We start from the raw sequence: 23,879 nt of genomic DNA, 5'->3' as shown, positions 1-23,879 counted from the left end.
TGCTGAAATGGTTCACACTTATGAAGTATTTGTCGATATCTGTGAATCTGCCGACGTATCCAATAATAGATATAACAATACATTTCAACGTGGAACGGAAAGGTATGAGATTGCCACTGAGTCTAGAGATAAACTGGATGAGATGGCTTTTTCACAAGCTCGAAGTGATCATCCCAAAGGTATAGAATTTGATGTGAGAGTCACAAGAATAATTAAATAAAGCTAGGCTTGAATTCCGTTAATTTTATTTTATTTACATAGTTGTAAACTTCATTTGCAAATTTACAACTTATCAACTCAAAAATATGGCTTGCTAGGCTGAATAGAACTACTGCACCATATATTTGTGTTTGCAAACAGTAACAACAAATAATATTAAACTGTAGGGGTTTTAGATAATATTCCCCTACACTTTCTTGTAGTTAACAACCCTGAAGCAACTCTGAGTCATTTATATATCCCATATTCAATTATTGTTTGATTTTCCATGTTTGAACTCAGTCAGCAAGGCTAAATTAGACAACGCCTGAGTAAATTGCGAATCAAATTGTCTTTAACCATGAGCAAGCGAGATACTTGAACTAATGTTTCCAGTATTTCTTCACGTGTCATATTATGTGCAGATTCTTCCATCATCCGCATCTGGAATTCCTGTTCTAAAGTTAATTGAAAAGCTTCGCTATCCATAATCTTCTCCTATTTAACACTTTAATTAATGATCTGTCTCCACACCACATTAGTGGATTTAATTCAAGGTACATCAGCGAATTCGTGGATTACGGACTTTATTGCGAATATTTTGCACATGTATGAATAGACATCAGGAGATGACTGAGTGCTAACGGAGGAACTACAGATATACAGCTACATCAAAATCTAAAATTGTTGTGGGAATCGGAATTACTTATTTACTTTTACAATCGCTTGTAATAATTCACTAGCAGTACAAGGTTTTGATAAAAATTCTTTGACTCCCATTTCCGTGGCTTGGTTAACTGTGTGACTCAGTGCTAACCCAGCGATCGCAATAATTTTAACTTGGGGATTGATATTTTTCAACATGCGAATCACTTTTTCACCATCCATCACGGGCATCATCATATCCAGTAAAATAATCCGAATATCCTGTTGATATTGGCTATAAATTGATACAGCATCTCTCCCATTACCGGCTGTTAACACTTTATAATTAAAGACTTCTAAAGTGGATTGAGTCACTTTACGAATTGGAGCCTCATCATCCACTACTAAAATTAACTCGCCCTCTCCAGCCATCATTTCAATTTCTGGAATGACTTTAACTAATGGTTTTTTTGTTTCTGTTACTGGTAAGTACACCTTAAAGGTAGTACCTTTACCGACTTCACTATAGACATTGACAAAACCACCGTGATTTTTGGCGATAGATAGTACCGTTGAAAGTCCTAAACCTGTACCTTTTCCAGCTTCTTTGGTGGTAAAAAAAGGTTCAAAAATTCGCTCTTGGATATTTGGAGACATGCCAATACCTGTATCTGTAACAGTGATACAGATGTAATGAATTTCGTGAGGCGCATTTTGATTTAACTGCACATTTTCGGCAGCTAAAGTGAGATTACCACCATTTGGCATCGCATCACGGGCATTGATGACTAAATTCATTAATATTTGGTGAATTTGAGTCGTATCTCCACAAAGATGAGCAAGATTTTTGTCAATATCTTGCTGAAAAATAATTAATTTAGGGAATGTTTCGACAATTATTTGTTCAATTTCGCTAAAAATTTGCTTCAAGTCTACATTTCCCCGTTTGCTATCTATACCGTTGGCAAAGGATAAGACTTGTTTTACTAAATTTGCGGCTCTTTTGACGTTATTTTCTAGGGTTTTTAATAACTGTTGCTGCTCATTCTGGCGTAATTTCATCTGTAATAATTGTACCGACATCAAAATTGGTGACAGCACATTATTTAAATCATGAGCAATACCCCCTGCCAGATTACCAATACTTTCGAGACGCTGCGATCGCAACAATTGCGTTTCTAATAGTTTATAATCACTAATATCCCGCATCACTGCTAAGTGCAGAAAAGTACCGTCAGATTCGTGAGGAAGGGGTACTGCATGGGATTCTACCCACCTACGTCTACCTTGAAAACTAACAATCTCAAACTCCAATTTTCCTCTGATTCCCCGACAAGCATTGTGATGTAATGCCAAGAATTTTTCTAAATATTCGGGTGCGATTCTGATTCCCACATATCTACCAAGCAATTCTTCCCTGGTTTCTACTTCCATTATCGCCAGTCCCGATGCATTAATGTCCAATAGTATTCCATCTGGGGAAATTAACTGAATGCATTCGGGTTCCGCATCCATGATTATTTTTAATTTTTGTTCACTATAAATTAACCGTTGTTCAGTCAGCTTTAAACGGGTAATATATCTTCTCAGTAAAATATATAATAACCCTAATAAACCCACATCCCCAAATGTGGCGATGGAGAAGGTGGCAATTGTTGTTGTCAAACGAGAATTAGAACGATGAATCTGTTGTTGTAATAAATTTTGCTCGCCAATTTGAATTTTATTAAGTAGTGCAGGAATTTCGTTAACTAAGTGATTTGGAGAGTTATGTAAACTGAATATCGCTTCTGGAGATAATTCTGGCTGATTTTTGCTTTCTTGAAGCCTGCTATCAAAGCGTTGAAAAATGTCAGTAATTTGCTGATTGAGGAGAGTAATATCTTTTTGCGCTTGTGATTCCTGAAGTTTTAAATTTTGTAATAGGTGGAGATTTATCTTTGTTTGCTCTAAGGCTGTATTATAATCCTGAAGATAATGTTTTTCAGCCGTCAGTCTATAGCCTGTGTTCGCAGTTTCAGTCTGCTTAAATGCCAGCAAGGTTCGTTCTAATTGGGTAATTACTTGCATAGATTGCATTACCCAATTTTGATGATGCGTAAGTTGAATTGTATTGCTATAGGAAATTAAGGCATTGATGATGACAACTGCTAATGCGACTCCAAAAACAGCCGTCAACTTTTTTGTAAAAGACAACTTCTTCATGCGTGTGTGTGAAAAACCTCTCAGGTGAGGTGTGATTTCTTGCTTGATGCTGTCATTCTTGTCAAAAACTGAACAAATCTGAGAATTAATTCAGTTAGCTTCAGAGATTCAAAATTCAAAATCGAGGGAAGATAACAATAGCGACTTCCTGATTCTGATTGCTGTATCAAGTTACTCAATAATTAAAAATTGATTTGTTAAGCAGTTACTTGCTATTTAGGATAATTAACACATAAGTTCTCATTCAGTGACTATCTTGTAGACAACAAGCTATGGCAATCATCCACGGAGAAAGATACGAGTTATTTTTTACTTCCGCTCGGAAATAACAACATCTAATTCCATTTATAAAAATTAATCAAATTCTGAGAATAACTTATAGCTGAGAAAATCTTTGATAATGAAGGGAAGAAATGCCAAAAACCCAAGAAATTCAGCAGTTTATACTATCAGACTAAGTAAATTTTTCCTAAGATATTGTTGATTAACCTTGACATTATTGACTAAATCTGTAAATAATTATTCTTTGTGGAAACTTTAGCTTAATAGAAATAAACACTTGGCTAACGTCATTGTCATAGGTGCCCAGTGGGGCGATGAAGGGAAAGGTAAAATCACCGATTTACTTAGCCGCTCCGCAGATGTAGTTGTACGTTACCAAGGGGGTGTCAACGCTGGACACACAATTGTAGTCAAAGGTCAAACTTTTAAACTACATTTGATTCCCTCTGGTATTTTGTATGCAGATACCGAATGTATTATCGGTTCTGGAACGGTAATTGACCCGAAGGTTTTAATTGCCGAACTTGACCAGCTCCAAGAACTCGGAATATCTACAGAGAATCTGTATATTTCTGAGACAGCCCACGTGACGATGCCATATCATCGATTAATCGATCTTGCATCTGAAGAACGTCGGGGAAATCACAAGATTGGAACCACAGGTCGAGGAATCGGTCCAACTTATGCTGACAAATCGGAGCGAACAGGAATCAGGATATTAGACCTGATGGATGCTGAAGGGCTGCGAGAACAGCTAGAGTGGACGATTAATTATAAAAACGTCATTTTAGAAAAGCTATATAACCTACCGCCGTTAAATGTCCAAGAAGTAATAGAAGAATACTTGGGATATGCAGATCGGTTGCGGCGGTATGTTGTGGATGCATCTTTAAAAATATACGATGCCATACAGCGACGGCGCAATATTTTATTTGAAGGGGCGCAGGGGACATTACTCGACCTCGATCATGGAACATATCCGTTTGTAACTTCATCGAATCCGGTGGCTGGGGGAGCCTGTGTGGGTACAGGATTGGGACCAACTGCCATAGATAGAGCGATCGGTGTCGCCAAAGCTTATACTACCCGTGTTGGCGAGGGACCATTCCCAACCGAATTGGATGGGGAAATGGGGGAACTACTCTGTGCTAAAGGTGCAGAATTTGGTACAACCACTGGTAGAAAACGACGTTGCGGCTGGTTTGATGCTGTAATTGGGCGTTACGCAGTGCGTATCAACGGCTTAGATTGTTTGGCGATTACCAAACTTGATGTTCTCGACGAACTCGACGAAATCAAAGTTTGCGTCGCTTACGAAATTGATGGGGAACGTTGCGAGCATTTCCCCACAAGTTCACGCCGTTTTCAGCAATGTCAGCCCATTTACAAAACCTTGCCTGGTTGGAAAGTGCCAACAACTAACTGTCGTTCCTGGGAAGAATTACCCAAACAAGCGCAGGATTATTTGAAATACCTGGCTGAGTTGATGGCGGTTCCCATTGCGATCGTTTCTTTAGGGGCGAGTCGCGACCAGACAATCATTCTCGAAGACCCAATTCACGGACCAAAACGAGCTTTATTACATGCTGATGGGACTCCAGCTTCGTTATTGAGCGCGTAATTTTCAAGTTCTGAGCAAATGCTTGCCTGTCTTTGTTGCTGTGGGTAGATAAATTCAGGACTGAATTATTAACACTTAAGCTTGGGCACTGATACACTAGAAAAGCTGCAAAAATCGTCAAGAAAAGTAATCTAAGATATGGCAATCACAGTTGAATGTAAAACGCGACCCGAAGGCAGCAAACCCAATGCCCTACGTCGTTCTGGAATATTACCAGCAAATTTGTACGGTCACAAAGGTCGTGAGTCTATTTCTCTCGTTGTTGATGCAAAAACCGTCGAGCGTTTACTCAAACAAGCCCGCGTTGACAAAACTGAAATCGAACTGAGCATTTCTGATATTAATTGGAATGGGAAAGCTGTAATTAAAGAAGTGCAAACTCATCCAGCTAAAGGCACAATATATCATTTGAGCTTTTATTCGATCGCCAAGGATTAATATAGGTCAATCAATGGTGTGTATCTTACACTATTTGAATTTTTTACTGAGTAATAAATTTAACCTAGATTTCACCAGGGTTTCACCCTGGTTTTTTTGTGGGGCTATCAAGGTTTGTCAAAAAATAGTAGTCTAGGTGGTTGAAGAAAGGGTGGAGGCACGCAGATTATTTGTAATTGTCACCTTTTTTCACCTTAAACCATTTCACTAAAATCGTGAAACATATTCAAATTCTGAAATCCCTGTCAAGTCAGGATTTCTTAATTATGAATTACGAATTGCGAATTGCGAATTGCGAATTGGTATTACCCACTTACCATTAACTATACCGAATACCAAATATTTAAATTATGACAGACATATCCCTTCCCACTTTAATTCAGCAAATGCTACAACCTGGTTTCTACCCACACTCAGTAAAGGAACCAATTCGACTTATTCAGACCCATTGTTCTTATGTTCTCTTAACTGGGGATGTCGTATATAAGTTGAAAAAACCTGTAAATTTTGGCTTTTTAAACTATTCGACCTTGGAATTACGGCGTAACTTTTGCTATGAAGAATTACGCTTAAACCAACGCGGTGCAGCCGAATTATATTTGGAAGTATTACCAATCACTCAAACTGACGGAAAATATCAACTGGGTGGCACAGAAACAGCCGTAGAATATGCCCTAAAAATGCGTGAATTTCCCGAAGAAAATCTATTCAGTACCATGTTTGAAGCTGGAAAACTGAATGAATCACATATCAAAGATTTAGGACGGGTAGTTGCGCTTTACCATGCGAAAACGGAAACAAACGAATATATCAGTAGTTTTGGTGAAGTTCCTCAAGCTCGAGCTTCGATTGACCAAAACTACGAACAAACAGTTAATTATATTGGGGGACCACAAACTCAACAACAATTTGACGAAACCAAACAATATACCGATCGCTTTTTTGCCGAACGTCAACAATTATTTCGCGATCGCATCACTAACCACTTTATCCGTGAATGTCACGGTGACTTACATACCCGCAACATTTGCATCTGGAATGAGCAAATATTACTATTTGACTGCATTGAATTTAATGAACCCTTCCGCTTTGTTGATGTCATGTATGACGTAGCTTTTACTGTTATGGATTTGGAAGCTCGTCAACGCCCAGATTTCGCCAATATATTTCTGAATACCTATATCGAACAAACAGGTGATTGGGAAGGCTTACAATTATTACCTTTATATATGAGTCGTCAATCATATGTGAGAGCAAAAGTCAACTCTTTTTTGCTTGATGATCCCGGTGTTCCCGCAGAAGTCAAAGCCGAATCAGCAAAGGTTGCAGCTACTTATTACACCCAAGCTTGGCAGTACACTCAGCCCTCCCAAGGACAATTAATTGTGATGTCAGGTTTATCTGGTTCTGGTAAAAGTACAACAGCCAAATATCTGGCGCAGAAAATTGGTGCGATTCACCTACGTTCTGATGCTGTACGCAAGCATTTAGCAGGCGTACCTTTGTACGATCGCGGCAGTAGCGAAATATATACCCCGGAAATGACGGAGAAAACCTATGCTAAGTTGTTAGACTTGGGAATCTTACTCGCAAGCCAAGGTTTTCAGGTAATTTTAGATGCTAAGTATGACCGAGTCCAGTTACGGAGTGACGTAATTAGTCGGGCGAAAGCAGAGCAAATACCAATTAAGATTATCCAATGTACTGCGCCTGTGGAAGTGTTGCAGTCAAGATTAAAAAACCGTACAGGTGATATAGCCGATGCTACAGCCGATTTACTGGCATCACAATTAGAAAATGCCGAAGCTTTTGTTGCAAATGAAAAACCTTATGTCACAATCTTAGACACAACTCAGCCACTAACGGCACAATTAGATGATGTTGTAATCTGCCAATAATCCCATAGATTTTGTTATCATGGCACAACAAAAAAACAATAATCCGTTTCCTATTTCTCCTAACTTTTCCAACCAACTGATATTTGGTTTATTTCTCACCTTCCTGTTTTTAATGATTGGTTGGGATCGTACTTGGAGTATTTTTCTCGGTATCCTGGGTGGTTTTCTCATCGGTTGGATTAGCGAAGCCACGAAATCTGGACCTCAACCATCAAATGTAGCCACCTCAGAAGGTATTGATGCAGGATTGAAATATTGGTTATTCTTCCTTGCAGGTTTTATGTTGTTAAGGATATATCCAGCACCTCTGAGTATTTTATTAGGTGCATTAGGTGGTTTAGGTGGGGGTTTAATTATCGCTTGGTGGGGAAGTAAAGAAGCAACTCAAGCTGACTTACCAACAACATTGACTGAAGGTGAAGAGGTGGAACTACCCAAACAAGTATCTGGGAGGAAAAGAAGAGCTACTCGCCGTTTTCGCCGCCCCCGTGGCAGAATAAATTTCCGGTTTTGGCAATAGTTGAGTTGTTAATAGTTAATGGTGAATTGGTAATAGTGAATTATTAATAGTTTTTGATTAAGTAAAACTATTAAAATGTTGCTATTACTAAAATTCTGTCAGAAAATAGATATTTAGATATTCAAATACACCTAAAAAACTCAAGATAATTTGTAATTTATGATTAACTATTCAATATTAACTACTAAATATGTTTCTCTATCTTTCTAAATTACTACCATTGTTTTTTTATCCGTTAGGACTAGCTTGTGTTGTCTTAATCATTGCTTTAATCACAATGAAAAGACGACCAAGAACATCTGTATTTTGTATTATCTTAGCTTTAATTTTATTAATTGGTAGTAGTAATGGTTGGGCTGCGCGTTATTTTGTCAAATCCCTAGAATGGCAAAATACTCCATCTCAATTACCAAATGCTGAGGCGATCGTTGTTTTGGGTGGTGCAACTCGTTCAGCTTTTTTACCCCGACCAACAGTAGACTTACAAGAAGCTGGAGATCGAGTTATTTATGGTGCCCAATTGTACCGTCAAAAAAAAGCACCTTATATTATTTTAAGTGGTGGACGGATTGAATGGTTTGGTAAAGGAAGCTCAGAAGCCACCGATATGGCAAGTATTCTCACTTCAATTGGTATTCCCTCAGAAGCGATTATCGAAGAACCTAATTCCTTAAATACTTACGAAAACGCTGTTAACGTCAAGAAAATTCTCGAACAACGGGGAATCAAAAAAATATTACTAGTCACATCAGCTATACATATGCCGCGATCGCTGTTAATTTTTCAAAAGCAAAAGATTGATGCAATCCCTGCACCTACCGATTTTCTCGTGAGTTATGGTGAACTCCAAGAACTTACTAGCACTCCGAAAGCGGCTATCCTGAATTTAATTCCCGATACCGATAATATTCATAATTTTACTAGTGCCTTGAAAGAATATATTGGTCTTGTTATTTATCGCTTGCGAGGTTGGTTATAAAAACTTTCTCTAAATTCCCCATCTTTCCTCTGATAGTGATGTGGATAAAACTGACAAAACTCCTGAATAAATAGGTAATAATTGATGAAGGTGATTAAGCTGGTTGAGATTTTAATTACTACACCTTCACTTTGAATATAAATTTTTATGTCAAAAGATTTTACCTACATTATTCCTACCCCGCCACCGGAGGTGGAAGAAGTGTTTGCCGCAGTAGAGGTGACAAAGGAATATTACAATGAAGTGCAAATACGCTCAGAACACAAACTGTACTGTGAATGGTATCGCACCACAGCCACAAGGCATCGTCAAGAACTGGAAAAAATGCGCGGCGAACTGAATTTATTTGCGTGGTTTCGCCGCCAATAAGGTTTGGAGACTGTGAAATGTAAGTTTTGAATTGGATAAATGGGTTAAATAAGTTCAAACTCTAAATCAGTTCAAGCTCATTCTCACGCAAGTGTGCCTTAAATTTCTTACTAAACTTAACCAGAATTGGCAAATTCGCGCTAACAGGTCTACCTTGCCACTCAGTTACAATACCAGCAACTTCCCCTTCCGTGCCTTTGAGGTCAAAAGCTTGACCGCGATGTTCGGGGTTATGATATACCACAACAGATTCTTTAACTCGAACGCGATCGCCAACTTTCATAATAGCGCTTACACCTAACTTTGATTGTTCCACAAGTGTTTCCACACCCATCCCTCTCTTTAACAGGCTAATCTTTTAATCTTTACTCCAGATGGGGACTTAGGTCAATATTTTGTTGGGGAGACAATAGTTAACCTGAGGGCTAGGTTGATTTCAGCTTACCCCAATCAAAAAAGCCCAGTTCTTATTCCCATCTCTTGCTTTCCCCAGCCTAGGGGACTCATCCTAGCATTTTCGGGGAAGTCAGCAACACCGCATCATGAGGGATTTTAGATGATTTTTAGGTGGTTTTAGATATTTATACATCTTGAACTTATGCAACTAATTTCCTCTTTGCCGCGATCGTCATCATTTCTCACCCGGACATACGCGCTGTAAACTTGGTGGCAGTTGACGACAGATTTGCTGAAAATGACGGGGATTGTAACGCCACCAAACATATAATCCCAAACTGATGCCTCCTAACAGTAGCACCAGTAACCCAACGAGTCGAACTAAAGATTTGCCCCCTTTTCGATTTTGTTTTTGAGTGGTTGCGGATACAGGAGTAGTTTCAGAAATGGGTGCTTCCTCAGGAAGCTCTAAATCCAAATCTAAATCAAGTAAAGCTTGCGAGCTATCAGTAATCTGGGATTCTTCCTCTGTAACCTCTACCTCAACTTCTGGAACGGTTACAATTTTTTCCTCCATCTCCAGTGTGGACTCTTCATCAGCAGGTGTCGCCACAATATATTCTGGAGAGACGCGACAATAAGTCATAACTAGGGAAATATTATCATGTCCATTGGTTTGATTTGCCAGACGGATCCAAGCATATAGTGCATCTTCCAGCGTCATGATTCCATTAAGTACAGGCAAAGCAAAATCTTGCCAACTTCTCTCCACCAAATGATTATCACTCAAACCATCCGAACACAATAACAACACGCCATCTTCATCGATAATCAATCGCTGTACATCAATACGTAGACTTTCACCCTCCTTTGTCCCCAAAGCTTGTGTCAGGGCTGTGGCATCGGGACGCTGAAGTGCTTGACGATACATACTCCGACACGATCGCACTTCTCGCGCCACCACATCATCATCTACAGTTAGCTGCTGACAGCTATCACGTGTAATCCAGTAAACGCGACTGTCACCAATACTGGCAATATATAACTCATGAGAATTTTCCGCATCCCAACCCATTATTGATCCCACAGGTTGGGGAATTTGTATCCCCATTACCAAGGTTGTACCCATACGTTGGGTTCCTTCGCGCTTTTGCTGGTTGTTGGCGTTGCAAATTAAGTTATTGATAACCCGCAGGCTCGCTTCAATTTGTTGTTGGAGTAAGTTCGGGGGCACTGGTTCGCTGGAGAGTGCAACTTCTGTTAACAAAGCCCGCATCTGTAACTTCATTGATTGCACAGCGAGTTGACTCGCTACCTCTCCACCTTCATGCCCACCAATGCCATCGCAGACAATTGATACCCGTGGTAATAAGGGGTCTTCAATTGAGTCAGTATTGGTGGGGAAGCAAGAGTCTTCGTTTTGCCGAGGTTCGATGCCAATATCTGTTGCCCCTGCTACTGTCAGATTCAGGGGAAATTCGGATGCGGCTGAAAGTAACAACAAATTCAGTTGCTGACTAATTTCTGCTAATTTTCCAGTACCTTGGAGAACTGGGCGCAGAATATTTTGCAAATGTTCGGCAATTGATGGGTGTGCTTTTTCGACTAAGGGTTGCCAAGATGCAGCTAATCTTTGTAGCGAGGTTGTAGGAGTATGAAGGCGTGATGTGTTCATTAATTCGATTAAGCGTACACACCAACCTTGTACCCGCAGATTATTGGGTAAAAATAAACTCGCTTCTACATGTACATCTGATAATGGTTGCCAAAGTTGCAGAATTTGCCACAACCAGTACACTTGACGCACGGGGGTTGCCTCTTCCCATACTTCGTTGATTGATGGATAGAGTTTGCCACTCTCATCAATAGGGGTATTTTCCAGTAAAGTAATTTTGCCGGGACTCTCTGTCGGCGAATCAACAAAACCATATACTTGGGGAAGATGCGATCGCATTCTATATAACCGCAGATAGGGAATAATTTCATCTGCTACTTCGTCCTTGGTTTCCGGCATTTCCCCCGGTTTTTGATCCAGCCAAATTTGTGAGCCAAGCACTTCATAGCGATCGGCTATAATTTCCCCCACAGGGATTTTAGATAAGTTTTCCCCAATTGCCCAAATATGCCGATACACAATCGGAGTTTGACAATTAGCACAAATACGACTGCCGGCAAAATTGATGGGGTGGGAACAGGTGGGGTTAACACAATTAATTATTCGCTCGGTTGTAATCATGATTTTTGTAACTTTTTAGACAGTGAAATACGTAAAAAGATTGCAACTACCTTTCAAAAATATGATTTTTAGGATAGATTAAACTCAGGTATATGCATGTTTTGTTTCTAAAAATTGACATTTGTAATAAGTAATATTACTGAATTGTTTTTCCAGGAAATAGCGAGAACATGAGTGTATCTAAGCATAGAAATGTATTTTCGGGAATGTAGTGTCTAAGACGGCATTATATTGAGTGCAATGTCAATGAGTGCAATGTCAATTTGGCTAATCATCGGAGTATTGCTGTGTTTGAGTGAACTAGTTTTTCCGACTGCGTTTGTGGAATTGATGATGGGAGTGAGCGCTTTTATCGTGGCGCTGTTGTCGGGAGTAATAGGAACACTGTGGTTACAGGTGGTGCTTTGGTTAGTAATTTCGGTGCTGTTGATTTTTATTTCCCAGCGCTTGCTACCAAAACCTCGCCGCCGCACAAAAATACAAGATGCAGTAATTGCCGAAACTATCAGCGAAATTCAACCTGGACAACCAGGGAGGGTTTTATACGAAGGAAATTCTTGGCGGGCAAGGTGTGACGATGAAAAATTGCACATTGATGCCCACGAACCAGTTTATATAGTTCGACGCGAAGGTACGACATTAATTGTCATGCCGCAAAATGTTTTAAACGGGTAGTCGGAGGGGAAGAGTGACGGAGAGAAAAAGAGAGGGAAAGACACGGAGATGTATTCGGATCAATAAATCATCCCTTTTCCTCATCTCTATATTCCCACCTTCCCACATCTCCCCATTCCTCTTTCCCTCGTGAATATTTGGAGATTAAAAAATGGAAGGTTTTGCTTTTCTCATATCATTAGTTTTAGGTGGTTCGGTTTTAGCAAGTTCGGTAAAAGTAATCAACCAAGGTGATGAAGCTTTGGTGGAAAGATTGGGAAGTTATAATAAGAAGCTCGATCCGGGTTTAAATTTCATTACGCCCTTCGTAGATAAAATTGTTTATAAGCAAACGATTCGCGAAAAAGTTTTAGATGTTCCTCCACAACAATGTATTACCCGCGACAACGTGGGGATTACTGCTGATGCTGTAGTCTATTGGCGTATTGTCGATATGGAAAAGGCTTACTATAAAGTTGAAAATCTGCAATCGGCAATGATAAATTTGGTTCTCACCCAAATTCGGGCAGAAATGGGGCAATTAGAACTCGATCAAACATTTACAGCCCGATCAGAAATTAATGAAACTTTGTTACGCGAGCTTGACATTTCTACTGACCCTTGGGGCGTAAAAGTAACGCGGGTAGAATTGCGGGATATTGTCCCTTCCCAAGCGGTGCGGGAATCGATGGAATTGCAAATGTCAGCCGAACGTCGCAAGCGTGCCTCTATTTTAACTTCCGAAGGCGATCGCGAATCTGCTGTCAATTCAGCCCGTGGTAAAGCTGATGCTCAAATTTTAGATGCGGAAGCGCGACAAAAATCCGTAGTGTTGGCTGCTGAAGCTGAACAAAAAGCAATTATATTAAAAGCCCAAGCCGAACGCCAACAGCAAGTTCTCAAAGCCCAAGCAATAGCCGAATCAACCGATATTATTTCCCAAAAAATCCAAAATGACCCCACAGCAAAGCAAGCCTTAGAAATCTTGTTAGCACTGGGTTATCTGGATATGGCTTCGGTAATTGGTAAAAGCGACAGCAGCAAAGTTATGTTTATGGACCCGCGCACAATTCCTGCTACTCTGGAAGGAATACGTGCAATCGCTGGCAATACATCAACCGAAGCAAATGGAGTACAATTTCCCATCAATAAGTAACTAGTACGTGAAGGCAGAAGTAAGAAGGCAGAAGGCAGAAGGAATAAAGCTTATTTCAGAAGCTTTTTGTCATTTGAGAATGGTTGCTTCATTTCCGCCGTACTGTACTAGGCAGTCAGATGTAAGTCAGTATAACTAGTACGTGAACGGTAAAAGTCAAAAGGCAAAAGAAAGAAACAGGGTTTTATCAGCTTTTCAACCATTTTAGATGGTAGCCTTATTTCTGCCGTTGTGTACTAGATCAAGGGTTGATTCGTTTCCGGTATTTTGTACTACTAGTATAGTAAAGCAACTTTGCGAGAATATAAATCTCTGGGTCAAGACTGACTCGGAGATTTTAGTTTGGGAAGCGACTAAGCTGCACATCCGCTTATACAAACTAAATGCGCCACAGTTCATTACAAAAAGGCAAAATTAAAATGGTCAATTATCAAAGGTCGTCCTGTGTTTAGTAACTTATAGACAAATGTTTGTCAGCAGCAAATACTATCAATTTCCAGGTAAAGAGCGATCGCTCTCTCTTTCTTTCTGCAATAACCAAAATCCTGTATAAGTCATTTCCGAATCATCGGGTTGAACTAGCAAAAAATGCAGCCCTCTAGCTTCCTGCTTTCTCTGCTCGTAGTTTTTAGCTGCTTTAGTAACTTCCTCATCTTCAAAAGTCGCCACAACCCACCTTTCAGCTAACCCAGCTTCCAATACGACACCATCGGGCGCACCTGCAATATAATTTAATGTTACAGGCTTGACTTCTTGTAACCAACGTGAAATTTGCATCGATCGCCTTCCACCATAAATCACAATACCTGGAATTGCTTGGGCTGAGGATAAACCTAAGCTCATGGGAAGAAGAAAATCCGGTGCGTCACGAATAGGAATGGGACGACTAATAAATTCTCTGATATCTCCTGCTGGTATTGTCCCAAATCGCCACTGTTCACCCCAAAGATTTTCTGGTAATGGTATGGGAGGAGGACTATCTATAACAATTGAATAGCCTTTTTCCTGCAACCATTTTTTTAATTCTGGAGTACGGCGAGTCGCTTCAAGTTCAATTTTTATATTTGAATTATTTGAATTATTGGCATTATTTAAATTACTAATTAAATTCTTTGTTGCAGTTTGAATTAAACTGAGAGACTGGGGACGAAATACTTGAATGGTAGTTGGTAATTGCCCGATATTAGCTTTTTGAATGGCTTTTTCTAATTCCGAAGTCAACCAGTTTGAATTCGCTTGCGACTGTGGACAAGAAGCCTCATATCTAAAACTTCCCGTGACATCACAAATAAATAAATCCCAGAAAATTAAGGAATCAGACTTATGATCAGGACGGCGATAAAAATCTACTTGCCAAGTCAACATATTTTTAGAAATTTTTACATTTAGCTATCTTCAAATTTCCACCCTCGGCGCAAAAAACATGCTAACAAACCTTCAACTTCAAACCGAGATTCATTAACATCAAAAAATAGCCCCTTCTCGCCAAAAACAAGAAGGAGTTGAATTTGATGAAGCTTTTCCTGCTTGCCTATAATTCTGGCTCGTTGGGTTCATCCTTCTGGACTCGGCAACGGACAGAATTCGCATGAGAAGGTAAACCTTCGGCTGTAGCTAAAGTATCTATTGCACTGGCAACCTTTTCGAGTGCTGTTTGCGAATACTGAATAATACTAGAGTGCTTGAGGAAAGTTTCAACCCCCAATGCGGAAGCATATCGAGCAGCACCAGAAGTTGGTAAAGTATGATTAGGACCAGCGAGATAATCGCCCACAGCTTCGGGTGTAGAATGTCCCAAGAAAATCGCCCCTGCATGGCGTATATGAGGCAATAACCCCCACGGGTCTTTAACTTCTAACTCCAAATGTTCGGGTGCGAATTCATTTGAGAACTCGGCAGCTATTTCGAGCGATTCAACGACAACAATCAAACCATAATGCGCGATCGCCTTGGAAGTATCCAGTTGACGTGGATGGTCTACTAACTGCCTTTCTACAGCAACTTGGACATTTTTGGCTAACGCTGCATCGGTTGTTAGTAATATTGCCGCCGCCATTGGATCATGTTCGGCTTGTGCCAACAAATCGGTCGCAATATGCACGGGATTTGCTGTTTCATCCGCAATAATTAATACTTCGCTGGGTCCCGCCAATGAATCAATGCCCACAGTACCGTACACCAACTTCTTCGCGAGGGTGACGTAAATATTTCCCGGTCCTGTAATCACATCGACTTTTGGTATTGTTTCCGTCCCGTATGCTAACGCTCCAACCGCCTGTGCGCCGCCAATACGATAAATTTCTTTGACCCCAACTTCATTTGCCGCTACCAATACGGCAGGACTGATGCCTTTGCTAGTTCCTGGTGGTGTCACCATGACTATACGCGGCACACCAGCTACTTTTGCTGGGATTGCATTCATCAGCACCGTACTGGGGTAAGATGCACGACCACCGGGGACGTACAATCCTGCACGGTCTACGGGGGTATAACGCTTGCCAAGTACAACTTCATCATCACCAAAATGTACCCAACTTTTTGGGATTCTTTGGCGATGAAAGGCTTCGATTTGCTTGCAGGCTAGCTGAATACTAGCTATTAGTGGTTTAGATACTTGCTGGTAGGCAGCATCAATTTCCGCAGCAGTAACCCGCAATTCATCTGCTTTAAAACTGTGATGGTCGAATTCGGCAGTGTAGTGCAATACAGCCTTATCGCCTTGGCGTTGGACTGCTTGCAACACTTCCCGTACTGTTGCTTCTTTGTGAAGCACCTGTTCGTCGTGAGTGCGATCGCAGATGCGTTGAAGTTCTGCTCGAACGTCTGCCTGCTGATTAATGATTCGCAGCATGGAGTAAGGACAATGCCAACTTGAAGAATATTCCCGTTTGAGATGTAAGATGTCAGCTTTTTGTCTCACGGAGACAAGAGAGCCACAACTATTTCTCTTTTCTAGCTTAACCTGGATTTTTTTGATACTCCCACGACTTTTTTGTGCATGATTGTATCTGGAAATGATTCTCAGCTAGTAATTAGTTCTCAACAATCAACAATCATTTGTTCAAATCAGTGGTTTAAACATCAAGTTCTCACTTGCAGATGAAACTTAAAGCCCAAACTCAAATAATCAATTTCAGTTGCTGCAATTGATGCAAAACTACAAACACAACCATGAGAGCGATCGCGGATGAGTATCCAGCAGCTTTGCGACTTATAGATTCGAGAGAGCATTATCAGTTGCTGATTTTCCCAAATTAACTAGTTCAGAGTTGCACAGATGTGACATTTTTAATTTCTAGCTTTTTTATTCTGATACTTCAGCCGTTTACATATGCTTACCTCTGGCAATGCATCGCCTTTATTGGGATGAACTACATTTTTACAACTGACACCAATTGGGTGCAGATTGCAAGAAGAAGTAATGTTTTACTATGATAATTAATTCTAACCTATTTCCAGGTTAGTTAACACATTCAACATACGGGCTTAATAATTACTTGCAAAAATTAGGCAAATCCTTTCTATCTTCTCAGCTCTACTATGAGACATTCTCATTTTTCTCCTGAAGTAAACAGAGAAAATCACTATTTTTCGGCTAGTGACGGTAGTAAATCAAGAGAATAATAGTTGGCTGATTATAATACTAATCACAGCTATGTAAATAGTTGGCGATTTAGTTTTTATGTACCGCATTTTTGCCTCTTAAAATAGCTATTCATCATGGTTAATCTTGTCGCTATGGTTCTAGAGATGTATCACTTTTATTTCCTCTAAGAGCTATATGTAAAATAGACAGAAGCGAATAAATTGAAAATTATTTTTCATATTTGCAGATGGAAACAGTTTTCCAAATCTCTGCGTCTATTGAGATATGTTTGTCTCAAACAACTTATGGTTTACTGCACGGTTCAGCATCAATATTATATCTACTGACTATCTGATTGAGGAAATTTAATATCTATCTGTTTGAGATACTCCCGGTTGGTTTTGCCTACCGAATCAATGGCATGTTTACTATTCTAAGTTTTCCTGGCAATAAAAGCGATGACAAAAAATACTTTATTTGTTATGTAAGTAACTAATTGTTGGCAATATATTTTACCTATTGGAAACTGAATTAGTATCAACTCATCAGACAATGATGCTTTATTCTACCAAGAAAAATTTATAAATCAAGGTGAAGTTTGGTTATTTTACATGAGAGATAGGTATTTAGCTAGAAAAATAAGTTGCTCAGAGAAAAAATCCCAATTCCATTCATTCTCAATTGTGCCAATTCGACAATAATTTCCAATTATCGACAGCTTAAATACTTCAAAGATGACGACTGTAAATGTGACGCATATGATGGGAAAAGAATTGCAGATAGATTGAGTAATCAATGCAATAAGCATGTTCCCTGAAAAAATTTTTCCACAAGCAAAGTAAAAATTTATGCCATTTATCCCAAAAATGAAACGGCGAAGAATTCAGTTTTACCAACGCCTGTTTTTACTTGTTGTCGCGTTAGTTGTGTTCTTGGGCGGATTTTTGCTAAGATTAGCGATCGCTAATCAAAATGATGCAGTATTTGCATATCAAGGTATTCAGCCACCATTATCAACCAGTGCCGCCAACATTATTGATGCTCAAGGCAACAGATTATTATTCCGAGGTGTGAACTGGTTTGGGATGGAAAGTGAGACACATGCACCTCACGGATTATGGAAACGCGACTATAAAGAAATGCTTTCCCAAATCAAAAGCTTGGGATATAACACAATTCGTTTACCTTACTCAGTTGAGGCTTTACGCAGCACAAACACCTCTGGAATCGACTACACTATCGGCAGCAACAAAGAACTTGAGGGAAAAACACCCCTAGAAATCATGGACTTGGTAGTTAAAGAAGCCGAGCGCCAGGGATTGCTAGTAATACTGGATAGTCATCGTCTCAGCGACAAGCGTATTCCGGAATTGTGGTATGGTGACGGTTTTAGCGAAGCCGACTGGATTGATACTTGGCAAATGTTAGCAAAACATTATAGAAACCAAAGAAATATAGTTGGTGCAGATTTGAAAAATGAACCCCACGGTAAAGCTAGTTGGGGGACTAATGATTTGGCAACTGATTGGCGACTCGCAGCAGAGCGTGCCGGAAATGCAATTCTCAGTATCAATCCTAACTGGCTAATTATTGTCGAAGGGATTGAGAACAACGTTCCCGGACAAAAACTTACCCATCATTGGTGGGGTGGCAACTTAGAAGGTGTCAAGCGCTACCCAGTTCGTTTATCACGACGCAATAAATTAGTTTATTCCCCCCATGAGTATGGCGAAGGTGTATTTAAAAAACCGTATTTTGATGATAAAAACTTTCCCCAAAATTTGACACAACGTTGGGAAACAGGTTTTTATTATATTGCTCGGCAAAAAATTGCTCCCATCTGGATTGGCGAATTTGGTGGTAGACAAGTAGATAGTAAATCCAAAGAAGGGATTTGGCAAAATAAGTTTGTTAATTATATTCGTGAAAAAAATTTAAGTTTTGCTTATTGGAGTTGGAATCCTAACAGTTCAGATACAGGTGGAATTTTACTTGATGATTGGCAATCAATCGATGTCCCAAAACAAGTATTACTTTCCAAAATTTTGCCCGTCAAGTTTTCTCCCCCATCGGCACCACCAGTAGCAACGATATTACCCAGCCAAACCAATACACCAGTAGTCAATAGTTCCCCTACTTTGTCTCCTGCTTCCCCATTGGCTTTATCTCAGCCAATAAAAGTGGTGACTAATATCGATTCTGATTGGGAATCTGGATTTTGTGTTACTTTCAAAGTGGCAAATTCTGGCAATCGTCAAATTAAGAATTGGCAGATGAGATTTAGTATGAGTAATGCTGCAATTAATCAGTCTTGGAATGCAACTTTTAAACAAGAAGGAAAGAGCCAATATATTGTTACTCCCTTAGATTGGGGCAAAGCAATTGAGCCAAAGCAAGGCTTTGATATTGGTTTTTGTGCCCAGAAATTAAATAGTGGTGATTACCTGCCAAAACAGGTGGAAATTAATATTAATTAAAAGATAAAAAGCGTTCTTAAGTTAAATTAAGAACGCTTGATTTACTGGAAATTAAGACTATGAAAACTGCTAGTTGCTAGTAGTGAGTATTAGAAATAAAATCCTTACTCCTAACTTCTAGTTAATAATCATCATCTTCATCATCTTCATCAACTTCATCGACTTCATCAACTTCCTCGTAATCATCTTCATCAACGAGGTCGCTAACTTCAGGAACTATGTAATCATCATCAATGATAGAACCATTAGTTCTAGCGGTAAAACTAGAATCGCTAACTGCAAGGCTTGGAGAATCTAAGTTGTAGCTGCGAGCGGTGCGATCGTCAAGTACCATATCGAGTGGGTCGTCCACTTCGTCCAAAACGCTGCTAGTTAATTCCGTGGAGTAGTCATCAACTATACCCGGTTCTTCATAGGCATTGAAACCTGTACCAGCAGGAATTAAACGTCCGATAATCACGTTTTCCTTCAAACCGCGTAGCCAATCTGATTTTCCTTCGATCGCAGCTTCGGTAAGTACCCTTGTGGTTTCTTGGAATGATGCTGCTGAAATGAAGCTATCAGTATTCAAAGATGCCTTGGTGATACCGAGTAGCATGGGTGTATATTGTGCCCTAGCCCCACCAGTAATTGCCATTGCTTCATTGACTTGTTCGATTTGGCGTAATTCCACTAACTCGCCTGGAAGCATAGTCGTGTCCCCACCATCATCAACGCGCACCTTCGAGGTCATTTGCCGCACGATTACTTCGATGTGCTTGTCGGCTACGTCGATACCTTGGGATTGGTATACGGATTGCACTTCGTTAACCAGGAAGCTTTGTACCTGCTGTAAAGCGACACTCGCACAAGCATAAATACCATCTTCGTGACCGAGATTAAAGAAGAGTTCTAAAATCTCGTGGGGGTTAGAAGGACCGTCGGTCATTACCTGTCCGGCTTCCACTTGTTGTCCATCGGAGATAATCAAGTTTTGTCCTGGTCCAAGATTATAGTCAGTGACAACGCCATTTGCTTCCATAACTTTAATGGCGATCGCCTCATCTCCATCGCTGTAAACGACTTTCACCTCGCCACTGCGTCTTGCCAAAATACAAGCTTCTTTTGGTTTGCGGGCTTCGAGTAATTCTTCGATTCTCGGCAAACCTTGGATAATGTCCCCAGTTTTGGCTCGTTCAAATACCAGTAATACTAAGTTATCACCCCGTTGTACCAAGCCAGCATCTTCGATTTGCAGCACTGCACCGGGACTGACGCGGTAAGGACGACCAATCCGTACTTTCACTGCATATCCTTGTGTTGCCAAAGCTGAGTCACTTGTAGCAGCACCTGCACCACTCAAAACCTCTACAACTTGACCTGATTCTTCTGCAAAGACACCTGGGGCAATTTCGCTACCCTCAACAATCAAGTCGCCTTTTTTGACTTTGGGTTGGTCTTTACTGTTGGCAATAAACACGTCACTATTTCGTAACACCAAACAACGGCGTACTGCTTCCGTGCCCTTTTGTATGCCTCGAACTACACCACCTTCTTTACATAGGATTTGAGTTCGTGCCACAACTGACCCTGGAGTGATTGTGTGCCCATCTTCAACTTCCAGGTTGGTTTGGGTACTGCCTTGGGTCGCATCTGCGGAAATATCACGACGAATTACCAGTGATTCCAAAATTACCAATTGTAAGCGTTGAATATCTGGGTCATTGTCATCGACAACTAACTCGATATCGGCTGCTAAGGGCGAGGCATTATGGTCATGTTCAGCTTCTTGCTCAATTTCTAATACTAGCTGAGTCCGGAGTAATTCTACCCCTTCAACCGACTTAACTCGCTCAGAATCTTTATATGGTAAGCGTTGTACTGCCCGCAATTGAATCGAACGTCCTGTTTGCTGACTTACAGATGTAGTTGATGGCACATCTGGCTGTTCAGGGACGGCAAACTCAACTACAGGACGGCTCAACAGTGCTGGACCTTCGGGAGATTCTACGTACTCAATGTAACGTAGTTCGGTGGCAACTTGTCCCATCAACTCTTCGCCTGGTTGGATAAAAGTTCCATCGCGTCCCATGACTGCTTCCGGATCATCAACCATTAGCAATTCGCCTGGTTTGACCACAACTTCACGCAAAATGTCGTTTTTCTGGGTGACTTCAATGACACCACTATTTTGACAGAAGATATCTTTGACAACTTCGTCGCCAGCATTAACAAACTGACCATCTTCCACCAATAGCAGTGAAATATCTTTGTTGACTTCATGGGTTTCTTCGGGAATCCACAACAAGCTACCAGCTTGGACAACCTCATACCCTTGTTTTGCTTTACCTTTTTTCTGAACTTCTACACCGGCAAACTTCAGCAAACCACCTGTCGTAGTACGGTAGCGATCATCAATTAATTCGGCAACCACCTGACCATTTTGTACTTTTGTTCCTGGTGTAGCTCGTAAGTTGAAAGCTTGGTTATTCAGTGTCGTTACCAAGTAGTTATTACGACCTTGAGTGCTTTGCGCTGTCACCGTTGCTTGGTCGAGTACCACCGATGCGGTAATAATCTCAATTTCTCTGGTACTCTTGCCAGGTTGCACTTCCGGTAAACGAACTACACCACCGTGGACTGTTGTTAGTTGAGTTTCCGCCAATACACCGTTAGTAACGACACTATCGCCTTCTTTCACAACCAGTTCCGCACCAGGTGGTAAATTATATACATCACCTGAAAGTATCCAAATCAGTCCACCTCTGGTAGCTGTAGTCGTTGTATTACCTTGACGATCGGTTTTTTGTTCGGCAACTACTTCCGAAAATTTTACTTCCCCAGCCAAATCTGATGCTACATCTTTTACTGCTTTCTCTGTATTTACACGAGTAGTCTTACCACCCAATGCCACTTCTGCGATTAACTGCCCTTGTTTAACCTTCTGACCGTCAGTAATATATAGTGTCGAACCTTGGGTAAGATCAATTTGTTCCGTACCAGTTTCGCTATTCTCGACGGTCATAGTACCGTTCATTTCTACATACAGAGCATCTTCCCCGTGGCGTGTCCGGTAAGGACGGGTACGTAGTTTACGAGGAATTTTCACAGTCCCATTAGTTTGCGATCGCACTTGTTTGGCGACTTCGCCTGTAAATACCCCCCCAGTGTGGAAGGTACGCATGGTTAACTGGGTTCCTGGTTCCCCAATACTTTGGGCAGCAATAATACCTACCGCTTCCCCTAAGTCAACCATCTTGGCATGTGCCAGACTCCAACCATAACAATGTTGACAAACTGATCGCGCCGCTTCACAAGTTAGAGGCGATCGGACAATCACTTCTTCAACCCCAGCTTTTTGGATTTCTTTGGCTAAATCATCAGAAATCGGGGTGTTACGAGGGGCAATAATTTCGCCGGTTTTGGGATGTACAACATCTACATTTACTACCCTTCCCATCAACCGAGTTGCCAGGTTCATCAAAACCTTAGAACCATCTTTCATTGATTGGATGGGAATACCTCGTGTTGTACCGCAATCAAATTCCCGAATAATTACATCCTGAGATACGTCCACCAGACGGCGAGTGAGATAACCGGAGTCGGCTGTACGTAACGCCGTATCTACTAAGCCTTTACGCGCGCCATAGGAAGAAATAATATACTCAGTTACTGTTAAACCTTCACGGAAATTGGTTTTAATTGGTAAGTCAATAATTTCCCCTTGAGGATTCGCCATCAGTCCGCGCATTCCTACCAACTGACGTACTTGAGAGATGTTACCCCGCGCCCCAGAGAACGCCATCATGTATACCGAGTTAAGGGGGTTAGTGCTCTTGAAGTGACGCACCACTTCATCTTTGAGGGCTTCCGAAGTACCATTCCAGGTATCAATTACTTTTTGGAAACGTTCAACCTCAGTAATCTCACCCCGTTGGTAACGCTCCTCTGTCGCCCGAATTTCTGCTTCCGCCGCATCCAATAAACTTCGCTTCGATGGAGGTACCATCAAATCATCGACACTGATGGAAACCCCGGCTCTTGTCGCATAACGGAAACCTAAATCTTTGAGCTTATCCGCCATTACCGCCGTCCGCGCTGTTCCATAATGGATAAACGCCCAAGAAATCAAATTTCGCAATTGACCTTTATCAACTACGCGATTCCGGAAAACATGTTGTTCATTAGTCATACTTTAAATTCGTGCTGAGTTATGAGTTATGAGTGTTGAGTAGCGTAC

18 protein-coding genes are annotated in these 23,879 nt (G+C 40.7%); 10 read left to right on the top strand and 8 right to left on the bottom strand.

All coding sequences use genetic code 11. The features are described from left to right. Positions 1–7: 7 nt before the first annotated feature. Entirely contained in the window at positions 8–220 is a 213-nt protein-coding gene (locus VB733_RS03645; protein ID WP_323338758.1) for a hypothetical protein, read from the top strand. Positions 221–510: 290 nt separating this feature from the next. Here the strand turns inward: VB733_RS03645 and VB733_RS03640 are convergent, their stop codons facing one another. Both VB733_RS03640 and VB733_RS03635 read right to left on the bottom strand, forming a co-directional pair. Beyond that, the gene (locus tag VB733_RS03640) at positions 511–687 is read right to left on the bottom strand and encodes an NblA/ycf18 family protein (protein WP_323338757.1); all 177 of its coding nucleotides are present in this window, start codon (positions 685–687) and stop codon (positions 511–513) included. A 213-nt stretch (positions 688–900) separates the two neighbouring features. Further along, positions 901–3,048 carry an ATP-binding protein gene (locus tag VB733_RS03635; RefSeq protein WP_323338756.1) on the bottom strand — a complete coding sequence of 716 codons (2,148 nt, stop codon included), beginning with the start codon at positions 3,046–3,048 and terminating at the stop codon, positions 901–903. Between the two features lie 559 nt (positions 3,049–3,607). On the opposite strand from VB733_RS03635, the gene VB733_RS03630 reads away from it, so the two are divergent. The 6 genes from VB733_RS03630 (at position 3,608) to VB733_RS03605 (ending at position 9,155) form a co-directional block, all read left to right on the top strand. Next, positions 3,608–4,951 carry an adenylosuccinate synthase gene (locus tag VB733_RS03630; RefSeq protein ID WP_323338755.1) on the top strand — a complete coding sequence of 448 codons (1,344 nt, stop codon included), beginning with the start codon at positions 3,608–3,610 and terminating at the stop codon, positions 4,949–4,951. A 138-nt stretch (positions 4,952–5,089) separates the two neighbouring features. Then, positions 5,090–5,389, top strand: coding sequence for a 50S ribosomal protein L25 (gene rplY / locus VB733_RS03625; RefSeq protein ID WP_096615735.1), 300 nt, complete (start codon positions 5,090–5,092; stop codon positions 5,387–5,389). A gap of 350 nt (positions 5,390–5,739) precedes the next feature. Then, positions 5,740–7,287, top strand: coding sequence for an AAA family ATPase (locus VB733_RS03620; RefSeq protein WP_323338754.1), 1,548 nt, complete (start codon positions 5,740–5,742; stop codon positions 7,285–7,287). Between the two features lie 19 nt (positions 7,288–7,306). Then, positions 7,307–7,807 (top strand): hypothetical protein, encoded by a 501-nt coding sequence (locus VB733_RS03615; protein ID WP_323338753.1) that lies wholly within the window; start codon positions 7,307–7,309, stop codon positions 7,805–7,807. Between the two features lie 190 nt (positions 7,808–7,997). After that, the gene (locus tag VB733_RS03610) at positions 7,998–8,786 is read left to right on the top strand and encodes a YdcF family protein (RefSeq protein WP_323338752.1); all 789 of its coding nucleotides are present in this window, start codon (positions 7,998–8,000) and stop codon (positions 8,784–8,786) included. Between the two features lie 147 nt (positions 8,787–8,933). Next, positions 8,934–9,155 carry a hypothetical protein gene (locus VB733_RS03605; protein ID WP_323338751.1) on the top strand — a complete coding sequence of 74 codons (222 nt, stop codon included), beginning with the start codon at positions 8,934–8,936 and terminating at the stop codon, positions 9,153–9,155. Positions 9,156–9,216: 61 nt separating this feature from the next. Here the strand turns inward: VB733_RS03605 and VB733_RS03600 are convergent, their stop codons facing one another. Both VB733_RS03600 and VB733_RS03595 read right to left on the bottom strand, forming a co-directional pair. Next, positions 9,217–9,489, bottom strand: a complete 273-nt coding sequence (locus VB733_RS03600) for a ferredoxin-thioredoxin reductase variable chain (protein ID WP_323338750.1) — start codon at positions 9,487–9,489, stop codon at positions 9,217–9,219. A 297-nt stretch (positions 9,490–9,786) separates the two neighbouring features. Beyond that, positions 9,787–11,787, bottom strand: coding sequence for a protein phosphatase 2C domain-containing protein (locus tag VB733_RS03595; RefSeq protein ID WP_323338749.1), 2,001 nt, complete (start codon positions 11,785–11,787; stop codon positions 9,787–9,789). Between the two features lie 246 nt (positions 11,788–12,033). On the opposite strand from VB733_RS03595, the gene VB733_RS03590 reads away from it, so the two are divergent. Together VB733_RS03590 and VB733_RS03585 are read left to right on the top strand one after the other, a co-directional pair. Further along, complete coding sequence (locus VB733_RS03590) at positions 12,034–12,462, top strand: NfeD family protein (protein WP_416336286.1); 429 nt, start codon at positions 12,034–12,036, stop codon at positions 12,460–12,462. Positions 12,463–12,613: 151 nt separating this feature from the next. Further along, entirely contained in the window at positions 12,614–13,597 is a 984-nt protein-coding gene (locus tag VB733_RS03585; protein WP_323338747.1) for an SPFH domain-containing protein, read from the top strand. Positions 13,598–14,086: 489 nt separating this feature from the next. On the opposite strand, the gene VB733_RS03580 is transcribed toward VB733_RS03585, so the two are convergent. The 3 genes from VB733_RS03580 to VB733_RS03570 form a co-directional block, all read right to left on the bottom strand. Beyond that, on the bottom strand, positions 14,087–14,962 hold the full coding sequence (locus tag VB733_RS03580; protein WP_323338746.1) for a Tab2/Atab2 family RNA-binding protein: 876 nt from the start codon (positions 14,960–14,962) through the stop codon (positions 14,087–14,089). 166 nt (positions 14,963–15,128) lie between these two features. After that, a complete protein-coding gene (gene hisD, locus VB733_RS03575) occupies positions 15,129–16,448 on the bottom strand; it encodes a histidinol dehydrogenase (protein ID WP_323338919.1) in 1,320 nt (439 codons plus the stop codon). Between the two features lie 230 nt (positions 16,449–16,678). Further along, positions 16,679–16,828, bottom strand: a complete 150-nt coding sequence (locus tag VB733_RS03570; protein WP_323338745.1) for a hypothetical protein — start codon at positions 16,826–16,828, stop codon at positions 16,679–16,681. 1,203 nt (positions 16,829–18,031) lie between these two features. On the opposite strand from VB733_RS03570, the gene VB733_RS03565 reads away from it, so the two are divergent. After that, positions 18,032–19,660 (top strand): cellulase family glycosylhydrolase, encoded by a 1,629-nt coding sequence (locus VB733_RS03565; RefSeq protein ID WP_323338744.1) that lies wholly within the window; start codon positions 18,032–18,034, stop codon positions 19,658–19,660. A gap of 121 nt (positions 19,661–19,781) precedes the next feature. Here the strand turns inward: VB733_RS03565 and VB733_RS03560 are convergent, their stop codons facing one another. Next, complete coding sequence (locus VB733_RS03560) at positions 19,782–23,831, bottom strand: DNA-directed RNA polymerase subunit beta'' (RefSeq protein ID WP_323338743.1); 4,050 nt, start codon at positions 23,829–23,831, stop codon at positions 19,782–19,784. Positions 23,832–23,879: the final 48 nt, after the last annotated feature.

This window comes from Calothrix sp. UHCC 0171 (genome assembly GCF_034931845.1).
Classification (GTDB): domain Bacteria; phylum Cyanobacteriota; class Cyanobacteriia; order Cyanobacteriales; family Nostocaceae; genus Brunnivagina.
The sequence above is the reverse complement of the archived record's forward strand: the minus strand, read 5'-3'. Positions and strand labels throughout refer to the sequence as shown.